We start from the raw sequence: 16,630 nt of genomic DNA, 5'->3' as shown, positions 1-16,630 counted from the left end.
TGTGACTTGTTGACCCCGAACGGCCCTTGACCGCTTTACAGCCGAGCCCTCTAACGAACCGAATATACGGAGGGCGTCCTCCGTCCCGGGCCGCGCTGTTCGAAGCCTCGCGACAAGCGGGCCGCAGGCGCCCGGGGGCCGCAGGCGCGCCGTTGCATCAGCGAGACTTCGCATGCCCAAGGGTTCAGATCTACTCGTCGCGGCGCTGGAGAACGAGGGCGTCGATCGCATCTTCGGCATTCCCGGAGAGGAGAACCTCGACGTCGTCGAATCCCTGCGCAACTCCTCCATCGAGCTGGTCCTGACCCGGCACGAGCAGGCGGCGAGCTTCATGGCGGCCACCCACGGGCGCCTGACGGGCAAGCCGGGCGTCTGCCTCTCGACGCTGGGCCCGGGGGCGCTCAACTTCTCCACCGGCGCGGCCTACGCGCATCTCGGCGCCATGCCGATGATCATCATCACCGGCCAGAAGGGCATCCTGTCCTCGCGCCAGGCGAAGTTCCAGATCGTCGACGTGATCAGCTCGATGAAGCCGATCACCAAGATGGCCCGGCAGATCGTGTCCGCCTCCTCGATCCCCACCATCGTGCGCGACGCCTTCCGGGTCGCCACCGAGGAGCGCCCCGGGCCGGTGCTGCTGGAACTGCCGGAGGACATCGCCGCCGAGGAGGCCGAGGCCAACCTCGTGCCTTCGCACCCGATCGACATCCCGGTCGCCCACCCGGCCGCCATCGAGCGTGCCGCCGCGATGATCCTGAAGGCCAAGCGCCCGCTGATCATGCTGGGCGCCGCCGCCAGCCGCCCCCGGGCCACCGGCGAGCTCGGCGGGTTCGTGCAGCGGACCCAGATCCCGTTCTTCACCACCCAGATGGGCAAGGGCACCGTCGCCAGCGGCACCAACCTCTACATGGGCACCGCGGCGCTCTCCGAGCGCGACTACGTCCACGAGGCGATCGACCGGGCCGACCTGATCATCGCGATCGGCCACGACACGATCGAGAAGCCGCCGTTCTTCATGGGCCAGGCCGACCAGAAGGTCCTGCACATCAGCTACATGCCGGCCAACGTCGAGCAGGTCTATTATCCCGACGCCGAGGTGGTGGGCGACCTCGGGCCGACGCTCAAGCTGCTGGCAGACAAGCTGGACGGGAAGCTCCCCAACGCCGGCGCGCTGCTGCACCTGCGCGAGCACATCCTCAGCCACATCGCCGACCGGGCCGGCGAGGACCGCTTCCCGGTGACGCCGCAGCGCCTCGTGCGCGACGTGCGCCGGGTGATCCCCGAGGACGGGATCGTCTGCCTCGACAACGGGATGTACAAGATCTGGTTCGCCCGGAACTACCGTACCTACGTGGCCAACACGCTGCTCCTCGACAATGCGCTGGCCACGATGGGGGCGGGCCTGCCCTCGGCCATGATGGCGGCGATGCTTTATCCCAAGCGGCGCGTCATGGCGGTGTGCGGCGACGGCGGCTTCATGATGAACAGCCAGGAGCTGGAGACCGCGGTGCGGCTCAAGCTCAACCTCGTGGTGCTGGTGCTCGACGACTCGGCCTACGGGATGATCCGCTGGAAGCAGGCGGTCGACAAATTCGCCGATTACGGCATGACCTTCAACAACCCGGACTTCGTGCTCTACGCCAAGTCGTACGGGGCGACCGGCCACCGGGTCGAGGCGGTCAACGACCTCGTCCCGACCCTGGACCGGGCCTTCGCGGCGGGCGGCGTCCACCTCGTGGCGGTGCCGATCGACTACTCGGAGAACACCCGCGTCCTCGTCGACGAGCTGCGGGCCAAGGTGAAGGATTTCGAGCCCGCCGAGTGAGTTCGGCCTCGCAGACGGATCGGCACGACAACAGGGCAGCGCGATGAACCCGTTCACCTTCCAGACCACGCCGAACGTGCTGTTCGAGGCGGGCGCCGCGAAGAAGCTGCCGGAGATCGTCGGCAGCTTCGGGGCCAAGCGCGTCCTGCTGGTGACCGACAAGGGCGTGCGCGGCGCCGGCCTGACCCGGGCCGCCGAAACCGCCCTGGCGGAAGCCGGCGTCACCCTCGACGTCTACGAGGACGTGGTCGCCGATCCGCCCTCCACGGTGATCGAGGCGGCGGCCAAGCGCGCCCGGGAGCTCGGGACCGATCTCGTCCTGTCGATCGGCGGCGGCTCGGCGCTCGATACCGCCAAGCTCGTGGCTTACCTGGCGAAGTCCGACGAGCCCCTCGATTCGATCTACGGCGTCGGCCTCGCCAAGGGCGACCGGCTGCCGCTGATCCTCGTGCCGACCACCGCCGGCACCGGCTCCGAGGTGACGCCGATCTCGATCGTCACGACACCGACCACCGAGAAGAAGGGCGTCGTCGCCCCGAAGCTCCTGCCCGACTGGGCGGTGCTCGACCCCGAGCTGACGCTCGGCCTGCCGTCCGCCGTCACGGCGGCCACCGGCATCGACGCCATGGTCCACGCCATCGAGGCCTTCACCAGCAAGAACAAGAAGAACCCAATCTCGGACCAGCTCGCCAAGCAGGCGCTGGCGCTGCTCTCGGCCAACATCCGTACCGCCTGCACGGACGGCAAGAACCTCGAAGCCCGTTCCGGCATGCTGCTCGGCTCGATGCTGGCCGGCATGGCCTTCGCCAACGCACCGGTGGCGGCGGTGCACGCCCTGGCCTACCCCGTGGGCGCGATCTTCCACGTGCCGCACGGGCTCTCGAACGCCCTGGTGCTGATGGGGGTGATGCGCTTCAACCTCTCCCACGCGGAGGCGCTCTACGCCGAGCTGGCGCCGATCCTCGATCCCGCCGCCGCGAGCCTGCCGCCGGCCCAAGCCGCCAAGCGCTTCGTCGAGAGCCTCGACGCCATCTGCCGCGACTGCAAGGTGCCGGCTTCGCTCGCCGAGGTCGGAGTCGCCCGCCAGGACCTGGAGCGGATGGCCTCCGACGCGATGAAGCAGACGCGGCTCCTCGTGAACAACCCCCGCGAGGTCACCTACGACGACGCCTTCGCGATCTACGCCGAGGCCCTCGGGGAGACGCGCCCGGCGGCGTGAGCGGTCGATCGACCCGGGGGCGCCCCAACAACGACCTCATCCCGACCGGATCCACACATCGAAGGACAAGAACGACAATCAACCCACGCGCGCCGTCCCTCCCCCGTCTGCGGGTGAGGAACGCCCTCGTGTCAGCGAGGGTCGGGAGAGGGGAGCGACGTTTCAGAATGGGGCGGACGCCATCGAGACGGGTAGAGCCCGGTTGGGTACCGTCGCGCTGCCCCTCTCCCGACCCCCTTCGGGGGCCACCCTCCCCCGCAGGGCGGGGAGGAAGGATTCGGGTCATGCGGTCGAGTCGGTGAGCTGACAACGGGCTCCGCGGCAACGCGGAGCCAGAAAAGGTCGGGAGGAACGCCAGCATGGACCAGTTCGACGCGTTCCGGGCGATGGGCGAGTTCTGGACCCGGGCCGGCGCGGGCTTCCTCACGCCGGGTGCCGGGCAGGCCGTCCCCAATTTCGGCTGGCCGACCTTCCCGGCGGCGGATCTCGCCGGCCTCGCCGGTGCGCAGGCCAAGCTGACGGAGGCCTGGACCTCCGCCACCGCCCTCTCCCAGACCTTGGCGCATGCGCTGCAGGGCGGCCCCGGCGCGCCGGATCCCACCGCCGGGGCGGTGCTCGCCCGGATCTTCGATCCCCAGGCCTGGCTCGGCGGCTCGGGCGAGTTCGACGCCGCGCTGACCCGCATGGCCGAGGGCCCGCAGCTCGCCGACCTGTGGCAGACCGAGCGGCGCTACGCGGCCCTGTTCACCGCCTGGGCGACGCTCCGACGGGTGCAGAGCGAGCACCAGGCCGTGATGCTGGAGGCCTGGACCCGGGCGGCCGGCACCTTCGCCCAGGAGGCCAATGCCCGGGCCGAGCGCGGCGAGAGCTTCGCCTCCGCCCGGGAGATGATGACCCGCTGGATCGAGACCGCCAACGCGGTCCTGCTGGAGGTCCAACGCTCGGACACATTCCTGGCCTCGCAGCGGTCCGTGCTGCGCGCCTCGACCGATCTGCGCCTGGCCCAGCAGGACGTGGCGGCCTTCCTGTCGGACTTCTACGGCCAGCCGACCCGGGCCGAACTCGACGACGTGCACAAGAGCCTGACCGAGCTGCGCCGGGAGGTGCGGGCGCTGCGCCGCGAGCGTCGCGCGGCGGCCAGGGGAGCGCGGGCGGACGGCGCGCGCATCGGGGAGCAGGCCCATGGCTGACCGGAAGATCCCTCAGGCGGCCTCGCCAATCGCCCTGACGCCGGCCGAGATGCTGGCCGAGGTCGGCACCCTCGGCCAGCGCATCAGCGCCGGCGCCAAGCTGTTCGCGGAGTTGCGCGACGCCGACGTCGAGATCGCCACCACGCCGAAGGACCTGGTCTGGAGCCAGGACAAGGTCCGGCTCTACCGCTACCGGCCGTTGGCCGAGAGCCGGGGCCTGCCGCCGGTGCTGATCGTCTACGGGCTGATCGGACGCTACACGATGGCGGACCTTCAGGAGGACCGCTCCCTCGTCCGCAACCTCCTGAACCTCGGCCTCGACCTCTACGTGGTCGACTGGGGCAATCCGGGCCGGGCCGACCGCTACGTCAGCATCGACGACTACGTCGACGGCTACCTCGCCGAATGCGTCGCCTTCATCCAAGAGGCGGCCGCGCGCGATAGGATCAGCCTGCTCGGCATCTGCGAGGGCGGCGTCTTCACCACCTGCTACGCGGCGCTCTACCCGGAGACCGTCAACGCGATGGTGCTGACCATCACGCCGATCGACTTCCACGCCGACGCCCGGGACGCCCGGGCCGGCCACGGCTTCATCAACGTCTGGACCCGGTCTCTGACGCCGGAGGATGTCGACCGGCTGATCGACGCGCAGGGCTCCCTGCCCGGCGCCTTCATGGGCTCGGTCTTCTCCATGATGACGCCCATGCGGACCATGACAAAGTACAACCTCGACCTGCTCGACGCCCTCGATGACAAGAAGAAGTTTTTGAACTTCCTGCGCATGGAGAAGTGGATCGCCGACCGCCCGGACCATCCCGGCGAGGCGGCCAAGCAGTGGCTCAAGGACCTCTACCAGGACAACAAGCTCATCCAGAGCACCTTCGAGCTCGGCGGCCGGACGGTGGATCTCAAGGCTATCACCTGCCCGGTGCTGAACGTCTTCGCGCAGGACGATCACATCATCCCGCCCGCCACCTCCCAGGCGCTCAAGGACAGGATCGGCACCGACGATTACACCGAACTCGGGCTGCCCGGCGGCCATGTCGGCGTCTTCGTCGGCGGCAAGGCACAGAAGCTGCTGGGCTCCGGCATCGCCGACTGGCTCGGCAAGCGGGGGTAGGATGGTCGCTCGACGGCTCATGCGGGGCGCGACGTGTTCCCCCTCCCCCCTCAGTGGGGGAGGATGGCCCCTGCGTCAGCAGGGGTCGGGCCGGGACGAAGTCCCGCAACAAGGGAGCGACGGTGCAGAACAGGGCGGTGGCCTTCATGAAGGTCGTGCCCGTTCCGGGAGCCGCGCTGCCCTCTCCCGACGCCCTTCGGGGGCCACCCTCCCCCGCAGCGGGGGGAGGGAATGGCGCGGTTCCTTCGCCAGCCCCCCATTGTGGCCGGAATCCCAGGCGCCGAGGATCACCCCATGGGCAGCCTGAAGAACAAGATCGTCAGCGCCGACGAGGCGATCGCCATCCTGTGCGACGGCGACATGGTGGCGGTCTCGGGGTTCGTCGGCATCGGCACCCCCGACGAACTGATCCTGGCCCTCGCCCGGCGTTACGAATCCGGCGCTGGGCCCCACGGGCTCGGCCTGATGTTCGCCGCCGCGCCGGGCGACGGCAAGGAGCGCGGCCTCAACCGGCTGGCGATCCCGGGCCTCGTCCAGCGCGTCGTCGGCGGCCACTGGGCGCTCGTGCCGAAGCTCGGCGCCATGGCGGTCGAGGGGCAGATCGAGGCCTACAACCTGCCGCTCGGCGTGGTCTCGCACCTCTACCGGGAGATCGCCGCGCACACGCCGGGCCACATCACCAAGGTGGGTCTGCGCACCTTCGTGGATCCGCGGCTCGAGGGCGGCAAGCTCAATGCCGTGACCCGGGAGGATCTCGTCAGCGTGGTCGAGCTCGGCGGCGAGACCTGGCTGCACTACAAGGCCTTCCCGGTGAACGTCGCGCTGATCCGCGGCACGACGGCGGATCCCGCCGGCAACATCACCATGGAGCGCGAGGCTCTCACCCTCGACAACCTCGCGGCCGCCATGGCGGCGAAGAACTCGGGCGGCTTCGTCATCGCGCAGGTGGAGCGGCTGGCCGAGGCCGGCTCGCTCAACCCGCGCGAGGTGCAGGTGCCCGGCGTGCTGGTGGATTGCGTGGTGCTGAGCCAGCCGGAGAACCACCGCCAGACCTACGGCACGCCCTACAACCACGCCTTCACGGGCCGCCAGCGCGTCCCGCTCGACCGGATCGCCCCGATGGCGCTCGATGCCCGCAAGGTCATCGCCCGGCGCTGCGCCTTCGAGCTTCCGCCGGGGGGCGTGGTCAATCTCGGCATCGGCATGCCCGAGGGGGTCGCGGCGGTGGCCGCCGAGGAGCGGGTGCTGAAATACCTGACGCTCACCGCCGAGCCCGGGGTGATCGGCGGCCTGCCGCAGGGCGGGCTCGATTTCGGCGCCGCCCTGAACCCGGCCGCCGTGCTGCACCAGAACCAGCAGTTCGACTTCTACGACGGCGGCGGCCTCGACCTCGCCTGCCTGGGCCTCGCGCAGTGCGACGCGGAGGGCAACGTCAACGTCAGCCGCTTCGGCAAGAGGCTCGCGGGCGCCGGCGGCTTCATCAACATCTCGCAGAACGCCAAGAGTCTCGTCTTCGCCGGCACCTTCACGGCCGACGGGCTCAAGGTGGCGGTGGAGGATGGCGGCATCCGGATCCTCAGCGAGGGACGCTCGCAGAAGTTCATCGCCGCCGTGGAGCAGGTCACCTTCTCGGGGGCCTACGCGGCCGAGCGCGGCCAGCCGGTGCTCTACGTGACCGAGCGCTGCGTGTTCCGCCGGACGCGGGCCGGCATGGAACTCGTCGAGGTCGCGCCGGGCATCGACATCGACCGGGATATCCTCGGGCAGATGGGCTTCACCCCCATCGTGCAGGCCCCGAAGCCGATGGATCCGCGGCTGTTCCGCGATACGGTGATGGCTCTGGAGCCGTGGCTGCTGGGGGTCTCCCTCGCCGACCGGATCAGCTACGATGCCGAGCGCAACATCCTGTTCTCGAACCTCGAAGGCTTCCAGGTCCGGACCATCGACGACGTCGAGCTGGTGCGCCGTGAATACGAGCGGGCCTGCCAGGAGATCGGCCGCAAGGTCCACCTGATCGCCAACTACGACGGGTTCGAGATCGACCCGACGGTGAGCGACGCGTACTTCTCGGCGATCGCCTATCTGGAAAACCGCTATTACGAGACCGCGTCCCGGTATACCACCAGCGCGTTCTTGCGATTGAAACTCGGCGCCTCGTTGGCGAGCCGCGATCTGGCTCCCCATGTCTTCGAGACAAAAGCCGAGGCGCAGGCGAGGAATACGGCCCAGAGCGTGCCCCTCAAGCCGCGGCCCGGCATGTCCCAACCGGACATGCCACGGCCGCCGAAGGAACCGTTGGATGCCTGAGACCGAAATCCCCTCCCTGAAGGATCGTGCCCTCCTAGTCGAAGCCTGCCTGATCGGCGGTGCCTGGTCGAAGGACGGCTCCGGGAGCATCGACGTCACCAACCCGGCCACCGACGCGGTGATCGCCCGGGTGCCGAATGCCGGCGCGGAGGAGACCCGCCGGGCGATCCGGGCGGCTCACGAGGCCTACCCCGCCTGGCGTGCCAGGACCGCCAACGAGCGTGCCGTGCTGCTGCGCAAGCTCGCCGGGCTGGTCACCGAGCATCAGGAGGATCTGGCGCAGATCCTCACCGCCGAGCAGGGCAAGTCCCTCACCGAGGCCCGCGGCGAGGTCGCCATGTCGGCGGCGTACGTGCTGTGGTTCGCGGAAGAAGCGCGGCGCGTCTACGGCGACGTCATCCCCTCCCCCTGGGGCGACCGCAAGATCCTGGTGACCAAGGAGCCGGTGGGCGTGGTGGCGGCGATCACGCCGTGGAACTTCCCGTCCTCGATGATCGCCCGCAAGATCGCCCCCGCGCTGGCGGCCGGCTGCACGATCGTGATCAAGCCGGCCTCGCAGACCCCGCTCTCGGGTCTCGCCTGGGGCGTGCTGTGCGAGCGCGCCGGCTTCCCGGCCGGGGTGGTGAGCATCCTCACCGGCTCGGCCCGCGCCATCGGGGCCGAGATGACCGGCAATCCCCTGGTCAAGAAGATCACGTTCACCGGCTCGACCGAGGTCGGCAAGGTGCTGCTGGAGCAGGCCGCCCACACGGTGAAGAAGGTCTCGATGGAACTGGGCGGCAACGCGCCGTTCATCGTGTTCGACGACGCCGACCTCGACAAGGCGGTGGCCGGCGCGATGCTCGCCAAGTACCGCAATTCCGGCCAGACCTGCATCTGCACCAACCGCTTCCTGGTGCAGGACGGGATCTACGATGCCTTCGCGGAGAAGATGGCCGAGGCGGCGAACCGCCTGAAGGTCGGTCACGGCACCGAGGAGGGCGTCGCCCAGGGGCCGCTGATCGACATGGCCGCCGTGGAGAAGACCGAGGCGCATATCCGCGACGCCGTCGAGAAGGGCGGCCGGGTCATCGCGGGCGGCCACCGGCACGCCCTGGGCGGCCAGTTCTTCGAGCCGACGGTGATCACCGGCGCGACCCCCGCCATGGCGGTGGCCCGCGAGGAGACCTTCGGGCCGCTGGCGCCGCTATTCCGGTTCCGCGACGAGGCGGAGGCGGTCCGGATGGCCAACGACACCGAGTTCGGTCTGGCCTGCTACTTCTACACCCGCGACCTCGGCCGCACCTTCCGGGTCGCCGAGGCGCTGGAATACGGCATGGTCGGGATCAACGAGGGCATCATCACCAGCGAGGTGGCGCCCTTCGGCGGCGTCAAGGAATCCGGCCTCGGACGCGAGGGCTCCTACCAGGGCATCGAGGATTACCTGAACACCAAGTACCTGTGTGTGGGCGGACTGGGCGGCTGAGACCGGCCGAGACGCGCATTCCCCCCCCAGCTGGGGAGGGGTCAAGGATGGGCGAGGATCGTCTGGAAGCGACCGCCGAGCCCCATCCTGCGCCATCGATCCCAAGTGAAAGGAGCGTGCCGCTGCCCGTGCTGTGGGCGGCGGCTCCCTCAGCGGGCGCGCGCCTCGCGCCAGGCCGTCCAGGGCCAGCGCGGGGCTGTCCCGTCCGCCGCCGGGGCGATCGACACCGTCGCGGTCCGGCCGCTCACCAGCCGCGGATCCGTGGTCCCGCCGTCGAGGGTGATCCGCACCGGGATGCGCTGGGCCAGACGGACCCACGAGAAGGTCGGGTTGACGTTGGCCAGGAGGTTGGTCGCGTCGCTGCGGCCGGTCTCGGCGATGCCCCCCGCGATGCTGGCGACGCGTCCCTTGAGCACGCCGTCGTCGCCCATCAACTGCACGGTCACGGGCGCGCCGACGCGGATGCGCGGCAGCTTGGTCTCCTCGAAATAGCCCTCGATCCGCACCGTATCGCTGTCGATCAGCGCCATCACGCCCCGGCCGGTGGTGACGTAGGCGCCCGGACGCAGCTCCATATTGGCGATCCGGCCGCTGACCGCGGCGCGCACCGCCGATCGGTCCAGGTTGAGCTTGGCGAGGTCGCGGTCCGCAACGGCCTGCTCGTAGGCGGCCTGGGCGGACAGGTCGGCGGCCTTGGCGGCCTCGACCTTCTGCTGCGACACGGCCGCGTCGCTGAGCTTGGCGTAGCGTGCATGATCGGCCGCCGCCTGCTCGGCGGTCGCCCGGCGGCCCTCGACCATCGCCTCCGCCTGTCGGAGCCCGAGCCGGAACCGGTCGGGATCGATGCGGAACAGGACGTCGCCCCGCCGGACGAGCTGGTTGTCCGCCACCAGCACCTCGGTGACGAGGCCGGACACGTCCGGGGCCACCGCCACCACGTCGGCGCGCACCCGTCCGTCCCGCGTCCAGGGGGCGTCCATGTAGTAGTCCCACAGGGCGAGGCCGACGATCAGCGCCGCGGCGACCATGCCGAGGGTGACCAGGAGGCGTCCGAGGACGGAGAAGAGGGCGGTCATTGCAGGATCCGATGGGCGAGGGTCACGACGCCGCCCAGCAGGACGACGAAGAGCGCGAGGTCAAAGAGCGGCCGATGCCAGACGAGGCGGTAGAAGCCGGTCGCCGAGAGGAGGCGGCGCAGGGGCAGGCTGAGCGCGAAGGCGACGGCCATCCACACGGCCACGCCCGGCACGAACACGCCGTAGAGATCGATCTCCCCCATCACGCCGCCCTCCTCCGGTCGATCGATGCGGGTGCCGGCCGGTAGGCCGGCGCATCGGGGAACAGCCCGCGGCGCAGGCCGGCGAGGCCGATCAGGGCGGCCCGGCGCTCGGCCGAGGGCGCGGCCTCCGCGACGGCGTCGAGGCTGTCGTCCAGGGCGACCAGCAGATCGGCACCGGAACGGCCTGCCTGGCCGCGCAGGTGAAGCGGCGCCAGCGCCAGGGCCTGATCGACCGTCGCGCGGGCCGCGCCCGTCAGCCGCCGGCGCACCCGCCGGACCTCCACGAGGTTGATGCCGACCCGCACGTCGGCCAAGAGGTCGCCCATCGCCGCCGAGGCCTCCGCGGGGAGCGTCGCGAGGCGGGGGGCGATGAGACCGACGCGGTCGAGCATCAGGGCGGCGAGTTCGAGCCCGTGGGCGGCGCCGCGCCCGGCCGCGGCCGCCGCGAGGCTGCGCCGGTTGATCCGGACCAGCCGGTTCGCACTCCAGCCGGCGCCCACCGAGCGGATCAGCCGGGTCACCAGAGCGGCGATCCACATCCCGACCACCGAGGCGACGACCGAATTCGCGAAGGGCGCGAAGTCGCCGCTGTAGCCGTTCTGCAGGGCCAGCAGGGTGGCACCGTTGAGGGCCGCGCCCATGCCCATCGGGGCGAAGCGCGGCTGCGTCATCATCAGGCCGCACAGGATCAGGGCCGGCGCCACGGCCAGGGCCAGCATCTCGAAGCTGGTGGCCAGGGGCAGGATCGCGAACAGGTAGACGCCCGCGACCAGGGCGCCGACGAGCGCCGAGTTGGCGAAGCCGAGGATCTGGGGCGCCGGATCGTCCTGGGCGGCGAAGAGGCAGCAGGCGACCGCCCCCATCATCGGCGCCGCGGACCCGTCGGGCCAGCCGGTGGCGATCCAAAGGGCACAGCAGGCCAGCAGGCCCGTGAATACCCCGAAGGCCGAGAACGCGGCGAGGCCATGATCGCGGTGGCGGATCCCGCGGACCCGTGCCGTGTAGGCGAAGGCGAGCGGCGCCTCCGGCGCCGTGCCGACCTCCAGATGGCCGCGCAGCGCGCGCAGGTCCTGGCGCAGGTCGATGACGTCGCGCAGGCGGGCCGCGAGGCTCGCCAGCAGGAGCGCGGTCCAGGCGGGACGTTGGCCGAGAACGGGATCGAATTCTTCGATCCGGCCGCGCAGCCGCGCCGCGCCGTCCGGATCCTCCCCCGCCTCGGCGAGCCAGACCGCGAGGTCCGACAGGAACGCGCGCACCCGGGCCGGCAGGGCGTCGAGCTGCTCCAGGGCCGCGACGCGGTCGGCGACCGCGGCGACGATGGGCAGGACCATCAGCATGTGCTGCCGGAGCGGAGCGAAGGCCTCCGCGGCGCGCGCAGCCCCCGTGGCTTCGTTGCGCAGGGCGTGCCCGAGGGCGTCGAGGCCGAGGGCGTCCGAAGCGAGGCGCAGGCGCAGGTTGCTGTCCGCTTCGCCTGTGCGCGGCGCGCGGGCGGCCGCGAGGGCGGCCTGCGTCCAGGCGCGGGCCTCGCCGAGCCAGAGATCGAGCCGGCCTGCGATGACCGGGGCTGCCGATTGCGGCAGGATCAGCGTGGCGGCGAGGCTGGCGCAGAGGATCCCCAGCGAGATCTCCTCGGCCCGCGCCACCGCGGTGTCGAAGATCGCGCCGGGATCGTCGACGGCGGGGAAGCCGATCAGCGCCGCCGTGTAGCCCGCCAGCATGGGAAGGTAGCTCGCGGGCGTGCGGTCGAGGAGCGCGACGTAGAGACAGAGCGCGACCCAGAAGGCGATGGCGAGGCTCAGCAGCACCGGTGCGTTCACGAGGTTCGGCACCAGCACGATGCTCACGGCGGCGCCGAGGATCGTGCCGCAGACCCGGTAGACGGCCTTGGAGCGCGTCGCGCCGGAGAGCACCTGGCTGGTGATGTAGACCGTGCCGAGGGCCCAGTAGGGACGCGGCAGGTCGATCCAGAGCGCCAGGAACAGGGCGAGCATCGCCGCCGCGTAGGTCTTCAGCGCGAAGGCCCAGTCGCGCCATCCGGGAAGTGTCACGACAGCGGCTCCGGCACGGGGGCGGCGTCATCGACGGCGGCCTGGCGGTCGAAGCGCTGGAGCGCGGCGAAGACCCGGAGGCTCGCCTCCAGATCCGCGCCGTCGACCTCCGCGAAGACGCAAGCCCGCAGCGTCGAGAGCTCGGCCTCGATCCGCTCGAAGACACGCCGCCCGCGCGGGGTCAGCCCGAGGACCTTGGCCCGCCGGTCGGTCGGGTCCTCCCGCCGCACCACCAGTTCGGCAGCCGCCAGTTGGTCGAGGAGCCGCACCAGCGACGGGCCCTCGATGCCGACGGCTTCGGCGAGGGCGTTCTGGCGGGGCTCATCTTTCATACGGCCGATGATGATCAGCGGATGGGCGGTGGCGTCGGACAGTCCGTGCGCCTCCGCGACCGTATTGGCGGCCCGGCGCCAGTGACGGCCGGTCGTCAGGAGCGCGTGGGTGAAGGCCTGCTGCAGCCGCTCCCGGCCCCTGTGATCCTCGGCATTCGGCATAGTCCCGGGTCCATCGCCGCGAGGATCCCGCGGACGGGCGGGATCAATCAGCTCGCATGCTGATAGATAGCATCATATCGATTTTAAACGAGCCGGGCTCGGTTTGGGCCTGGGTTGCGTCGGTCGCATGAGCCGCTCGACGCAGGAGGACGGATCGGAGCGTTTCGGTGCCCGGTCTCGACCGGGCGCCCGATGGGCCACTGTCCAGCGCTGGGATCCCGGGGGCCGGGTCAGCCCCGGTGCGCGTTGTGGATCTGGTCGAAATCGAGGGCCGCCGTGTCGATCACGATCTGCGTGCGGCTGATGACTTCGAGCTTGCGCAGGATCTCGGAGACATGCGCCTTGACGGTCGAGTCGCCGACCTGAAGCTCGTGGGCGATCTGCTTGTTGAGCTTGCCCTGCCGGATCATCGTCAGCACGCGCAACTGCTGCGGCGTGAGCCGGGCGAGGCGCTCGGGCAGGGGCGCCTTCCTGCTCCGGGGCGCCGGTGCGCTGGCGTCGGCGAGACCGGGGGGCAGGAAAAGGGCCCCGCTCAGCACCTCGGCGATCGCCCGGGTGAGGGTCGCCTTGTCCATGGCCTTGGGGACGAAGCCGGCCGCTCCGTGCTCCAGGGCCTCCCGCGCGATGCGCGGATCCTCGTGGCCGGAGACGACCAGGATCGGAACCCGCGGGAAGCGGGCCCGCAGCGTGATCAGGCCGTCGAAGCCGGTCACGCCCCGCATCGACAGATCGAAGAGCGTCAGGTCGATGCCGCGGTTCGCGGCCAGCGCCGCGCAGGCCGCCTCGATCCCGTCGGCCTCGTGCAGGACCGCGTCGGGATGCGCGAGGCGGATCGTTGCCGCCAGCGCATCGCGGAACAGCGGGTGGTCATCGACGATCAGGAGATGCACGGACAACGCGGTCCTTCGCCCCAAATCCTACACGATCCGCCGAAAACGCGGGCTGCACGACCGGACCGTGCTCGAAGCGGCTCTCTCGCGCAAGCGGCTCCCGAGCGACGGCGGGCGCTGCTCACCGTGGCCGCCGCGCGCGGGCGGCGCATCGATCGGGCGGCCCGGTGCGTGCGGGCTGTCCTTCGGCATCCGACGGCGGTGCGCTGTCGTCGGCCTGACGGCGCTCAGCGGTCGGGATGCCGGCCGACGCCGGCCAGCCCAGGCCCGGCCGCCCGGATCACGGCGGGGCTGCGGCGGGTGCCCGGGCGGTCCCGGGTCAGGCCGCGCGTACCGACGCCAGGAAACGGCCGACCTCCGTGCCGAATGATCGAACGCGACCGACAATTCGGACGCCGAGGTCAGGATGCCGCCGGCCGACGTACCCGTCGCCTCGACGGTCCCGGCCGCCGCCTCGGCGACGGTGTGGACGATGCCTTCCGCGGCCACAGCTTGCTCGCGCACGGAATCGAGGGCGAGGTGGTGGATCGCCGTGGCGGCGTTCGCCACCACGATCACGCGCCGGTCGCACCAGCCCATGAGCACGGCGGGGCAGGCGAAGAACTACGTGTTCAGGTCGATCTGGACGACCGGTGCAGGCGATCAGGGCGAGCTCGCAGCCCGGTCCGGCAAGACGCGGCCGACTTACAGTCCCGGGGGGCGACCCTGCCGCGAGCCGGGGCGATGGCATCGCGCTGGCGCCCCGTGTCGGCGCGCGGGCGAGACTGCCCGATGCCCTGTACCCTGAAGCGTCTGGCGGCGCTGCGCCAAGCGACGGTCTGTGCTCGATGGGCCCCGGGCGCGGAAATCGGCACGCCGGTCTCGCGGGATCGCCCGGGAACAGCCGGTCGGGACCAATCGGCCGCGCGGCTGGACGGGGAGCGCCGGTTCCGTATGCACACGGTGCGGCGTAGGTCATGCTTCCCTCTGCGCCCGATACGGCCTTGGCAATCCAGCCTGGAGCACACGCGTGACACAGCCGATGGCGCCGTCCTGGCCCACCGATTCCTTCGAGGGCGTGGAGCCCGGCGCGGCCGGGTTCGATCCCGGCCGGCTCGCGGACGCCGTCTCCTTCGCCGAGGCCAACGAGAGCCCGTGGCCGCGCAGCCTGTATTACCCGGACGGGCGCTACGTCGGCCTCGTCGAGTGGAACGAGCGCGGGCCCTGGAGCGACATCGTCGGGCCGGTGCGCGCGCGGGGCGGCCCGGCAGGCGTGATCCTGAAGGACGGCCGCCGCATCGCCGCCTGGGGCGACACGCGCCGGCCGGACATGACCTTCTCGATCGCCAAGAGCTACCTGGCGGTGCTGGCGGGCCTCGCCCATGAAGACGGGCTGATCCCCGACGTGGACGCGCCGGTGCGCGACAACGTGGCGGACCCGCTCCTCGACGGCCCGCACAACGGCCTGATCACGTGGCGCCACCTGCTGCAGCAATCGAGCGAGTGGCAAGGCGTCCTGTTCGGCAAGTCCGACCAGGTCGACCACTTCCGCCAGATCGGGCCGGGGGCGGACAACAGCCGCAAGGGCGAGAGGCGGTCGCTGCATCCGCCGGGCTCCTACTACGAGTACAACGACGTGCGGGTGAACCTGCTGTCCTACTGCCTGATGCGCCGCTTCGGCCGCGCCCTGCCGGAGGTTCTGCGCGAACGGATCATGGACCCGATCGGCGCCTCCCGAGACTGGGCCTGGCACGGCTATGACAACGCCTGGGTCGAGATCGACGGCGGCCGCATCCAGTCGGTGCCCGGGGGCGGCCACTGGGGCGGCGGCCTGTGCATCGGCGCGGACGACCACGCCCGGTTCGGGCTGCTGATCGCCCGCTTCGGTGCCTGGAACGGGCGACGGCTCGTCTCGGAACGCTGGATCCGCGCCATGCTGACCCCGTCGCCGATGCTCGACAGCTACGGCTATCTCTGGTGGCTGAACCGCGGCGCGGCCGCCAAGCCGCAGCTCTCCGCCGCGTCCTTCAGCGCCCTCGGCGCCGGCAACAACGTGATCTGGTGCGATCCGGACCGCGACCTGGTCGCGGTGCTGCGCTGGATCGACAAGGCCGCGCTCGACGGGTTCCTCGAGCGTCTCGTGGGGGCTTTGCGGGGCTAAGCCGACTCGCGTCGGCAGGCCACATTAGACACGACAGTCGCGCGCCGACGCGTTTGGCGGGCGCAACCTGCCCGCTCCCGTGCGGGAGAGGGCTGGGGTGAGGGACAAGAAGTCACCGGATCGAGCGCGCCATCGACGCGCGTATGGGGGGAGCCTTGTCCTTGACGTTTTCGTTCCTCAACCTGTCCCTCTCCCGCACGGGAAAGGAGACCCACGCTTCATGCGGTGAAGACGGCGTCATTGTCGTGTACCGTGGGCAGGCCAGCGCTCGGTCCTGTTACGTCCTTGGTCTGTCGCAGGTTTTCGTCGCAAAACCGGCCGCCACTTTTGCGGAGCCTGCTTAGAGCCGGTCCCGATCGCACTGTAGCCCTGCCGCGCTTCTAGGCACAGAACCTCGCCGCCAACCGGCGATTGATCGACGCCCTGGCCGCGATGGCGCGCGACAAGGGCGTCGCGCCCGCGCAGCTCGCCCTGGCCTGGGTGCTTCAGCAGGGCGACACCATCGTGCCAATCCCGGGCGCCCGCAAGATCCGGCACCTGGAGGAGACGCCGCCGCCGCGGAGATCGTCCTGACCGCCGAAGACCGCGCCGCCATCGACAGGGCGATCCCCCTGGAGGCGGTCAGCGGGCCCCGCTACGGCGATGCCGCACGC

General features: G+C 70.9%; 13 protein-coding genes. 8 read left to right on the top strand and 5 right to left on the bottom strand.

Features of this window, described 5'->3' with window-relative positions; genetic code table 11:
- Positions 1–172 precede the first annotated feature (172 nt).
- From MKL01_RS16560 to MKL01_RS16535, 6 genes are all read left to right on the top strand, one after another.
- Positions 173–1,825, top strand: coding sequence for an acetolactate synthase large subunit (locus MKL01_RS16560; protein ID WP_243906302.1), 1,653 nt, complete (start codon positions 173–175; stop codon positions 1,823–1,825).
- A gap of 43 nt (positions 1,826–1,868) precedes the next feature.
- Positions 1,869–3,044 carry an iron-containing alcohol dehydrogenase gene (locus tag MKL01_RS16555; protein WP_243906301.1) on the top strand — a complete coding sequence of 392 codons (1,176 nt, stop codon included), beginning with the start codon at positions 1,869–1,871 and terminating at the stop codon, positions 3,042–3,044.
- Between the two features lie 359 nt (positions 3,045–3,403).
- Entirely contained in the window at positions 3,404–4,234 is an 831-nt protein-coding gene (locus tag MKL01_RS16550; RefSeq protein ID WP_243906300.1) for a poly(R)-hydroxyalkanoic acid synthase subunit PhaE, read from the top strand.
- Complete coding sequence (gene phaC, locus MKL01_RS16545; RefSeq protein ID WP_243906299.1) at positions 4,227–5,354, top strand: class III poly(R)-hydroxyalkanoic acid synthase subunit PhaC; 1,128 nt, start codon at positions 4,227–4,229, stop codon at positions 5,352–5,354. Before MKL01_RS16550 ends, phaC begins: the two co-directional genes overlap by 8 nt.
- A gap of 294 nt (positions 5,355–5,648) precedes the next feature.
- The gene (locus MKL01_RS16540) at positions 5,649–7,661 is read left to right on the top strand and encodes an acyl CoA:acetate/3-ketoacid CoA transferase (protein ID WP_243906298.1); all 2,013 of its coding nucleotides are present in this window, start codon (positions 5,649–5,651) and stop codon (positions 7,659–7,661) included.
- Entirely contained in the window at positions 7,654–9,126 is a 1,473-nt protein-coding gene (locus MKL01_RS16535; RefSeq protein ID WP_243906297.1) for an NAD-dependent succinate-semialdehyde dehydrogenase, read from the top strand. Before MKL01_RS16540 ends, MKL01_RS16535 begins: the two co-directional genes overlap by 8 nt.
- Before the next feature lie 149 nt (positions 9,127–9,275).
- Here the strand turns inward: MKL01_RS16535 and MKL01_RS16530 are convergent, their stop codons facing one another.
- The 5 genes from MKL01_RS16530 to MKL01_RS16510 all read right to left on the bottom strand — a co-directional run bounded on the left by MKL01_RS16530 (position 9,276) and on the right by MKL01_RS16510 (position 13,837).
- A complete protein-coding gene (locus MKL01_RS16530; RefSeq protein WP_243906296.1) occupies positions 9,276–10,202 on the bottom strand; it encodes an HlyD family secretion protein in 927 nt (308 codons plus the stop codon).
- Positions 10,199–10,405 (bottom strand): DUF1656 domain-containing protein, encoded by a 207-nt coding sequence (locus tag MKL01_RS16525; protein WP_279604661.1) that lies wholly within the window; start codon positions 10,403–10,405, stop codon positions 10,199–10,201. Before MKL01_RS16525 ends, MKL01_RS16530 begins: the two co-directional genes overlap by 4 nt.
- Positions 10,405–12,453, bottom strand: coding sequence for an FUSC family protein (locus MKL01_RS16520; protein WP_243906294.1), 2,049 nt, complete (start codon positions 12,451–12,453; stop codon positions 10,405–10,407). The genes MKL01_RS16525 and MKL01_RS16520 overlap by 1 nt, the downstream gene beginning before the upstream one ends.
- Positions 12,450–12,947: a MarR family winged helix-turn-helix transcriptional regulator gene (locus tag MKL01_RS16515; RefSeq protein WP_243906293.1), complete on the bottom strand. Its 498-nt coding sequence runs from the start codon at positions 12,945–12,947 to the stop codon at positions 12,450–12,452. Before MKL01_RS16515 ends, MKL01_RS16520 begins: the two co-directional genes overlap by 4 nt.
- Positions 12,948–13,177: 230 nt before the next feature.
- Positions 13,178–13,837: a response regulator gene (locus MKL01_RS16510; protein ID WP_243906292.1), complete on the bottom strand. Its 660-nt coding sequence runs from the start codon at positions 13,835–13,837 to the stop codon at positions 13,178–13,180.
- 1,009 nt (positions 13,838–14,846) lie between these two features.
- On the opposite strand from MKL01_RS16510, the gene MKL01_RS16505 reads away from it, so the two are divergent.
- Together MKL01_RS16505 and MKL01_RS36005 are read left to right on the top strand one after the other, a co-directional pair.
- Positions 14,847–15,977, top strand: a complete 1,131-nt coding sequence (locus MKL01_RS16505; RefSeq protein ID WP_243906291.1) for a serine hydrolase domain-containing protein — start codon at positions 14,847–14,849, stop codon at positions 15,975–15,977.
- Positions 15,978–16,388: 411 nt separating this feature from the next.
- Positions 16,389–16,550 carry an aldo/keto reductase gene (locus tag MKL01_RS36005; RefSeq protein ID WP_313901469.1) on the top strand — a complete coding sequence of 54 codons (162 nt, stop codon included), beginning with the start codon at positions 16,389–16,391 and terminating at the stop codon, positions 16,548–16,550.
- Positions 16,551–16,630: the final 80 nt, after the last annotated feature.

It is taken from the genome of Methylobacterium sp. J-070, from assembly GCF_022829385.1.
In the GTDB taxonomy this organism is placed as follows: domain Bacteria; phylum Pseudomonadota; class Alphaproteobacteria; order Rhizobiales; family Beijerinckiaceae; genus Methylobacterium.
This window is presented reverse-complemented; position numbering and strand designations above follow the sequence as displayed.

Bases quoted from the DNA above. Each gene is read 5' to 3' on its own strand.
- MKL01_RS16560 (WP_243906302.1), top strand. From the start codon at position 173: ATGCCCAAGGGTTCAGATCTACTCGTCGCGGCGCTGGAGAACGAGGGC.
- MKL01_RS16555 (WP_243906301.1), top strand. From the start codon at position 1,869: ATGAACCCGTTCACCTTCCAGACCACGCCGAACGTGCTGTTCGAGGCG.
- MKL01_RS16550 (WP_243906300.1), top strand. From the start codon at position 3,404: ATGGACCAGTTCGACGCGTTCCGGGCGATGGGCGAGTTCTGGACCCGG.
- phaC (WP_243906299.1), top strand. From the start codon at position 4,227: ATGGCTGACCGGAAGATCCCTCAGGCGGCCTCGCCAATCGCCCTGACG.
- MKL01_RS16540 (WP_243906298.1), top strand. From the start codon at position 5,649: ATGGGCAGCCTGAAGAACAAGATCGTCAGCGCCGACGAGGCGATCGCC.
- MKL01_RS16535 (WP_243906297.1), top strand. From the start codon at position 7,654: ATGCCTGAGACCGAAATCCCCTCCCTGAAGGATCGTGCCCTCCTAGTC.
- MKL01_RS16530 (WP_243906296.1), bottom strand. From the start codon at position 10,202: ATGACCGCCCTCTTCTCCGTCCTCGGACGCCTCCTGGTCACCCTCGGC.
- MKL01_RS16525 (WP_279604661.1), bottom strand. From the start codon at position 10,405: ATGGGGGAGATCGATCTCTACGGCGTGTTCGTGCCGGGCGTGGCCGTG.
- MKL01_RS16515 (WP_243906293.1), bottom strand. From the start codon at position 12,947: ATGCCGAATGCCGAGGATCACAGGGGCCGGGAGCGGCTGCAGCAGGCC.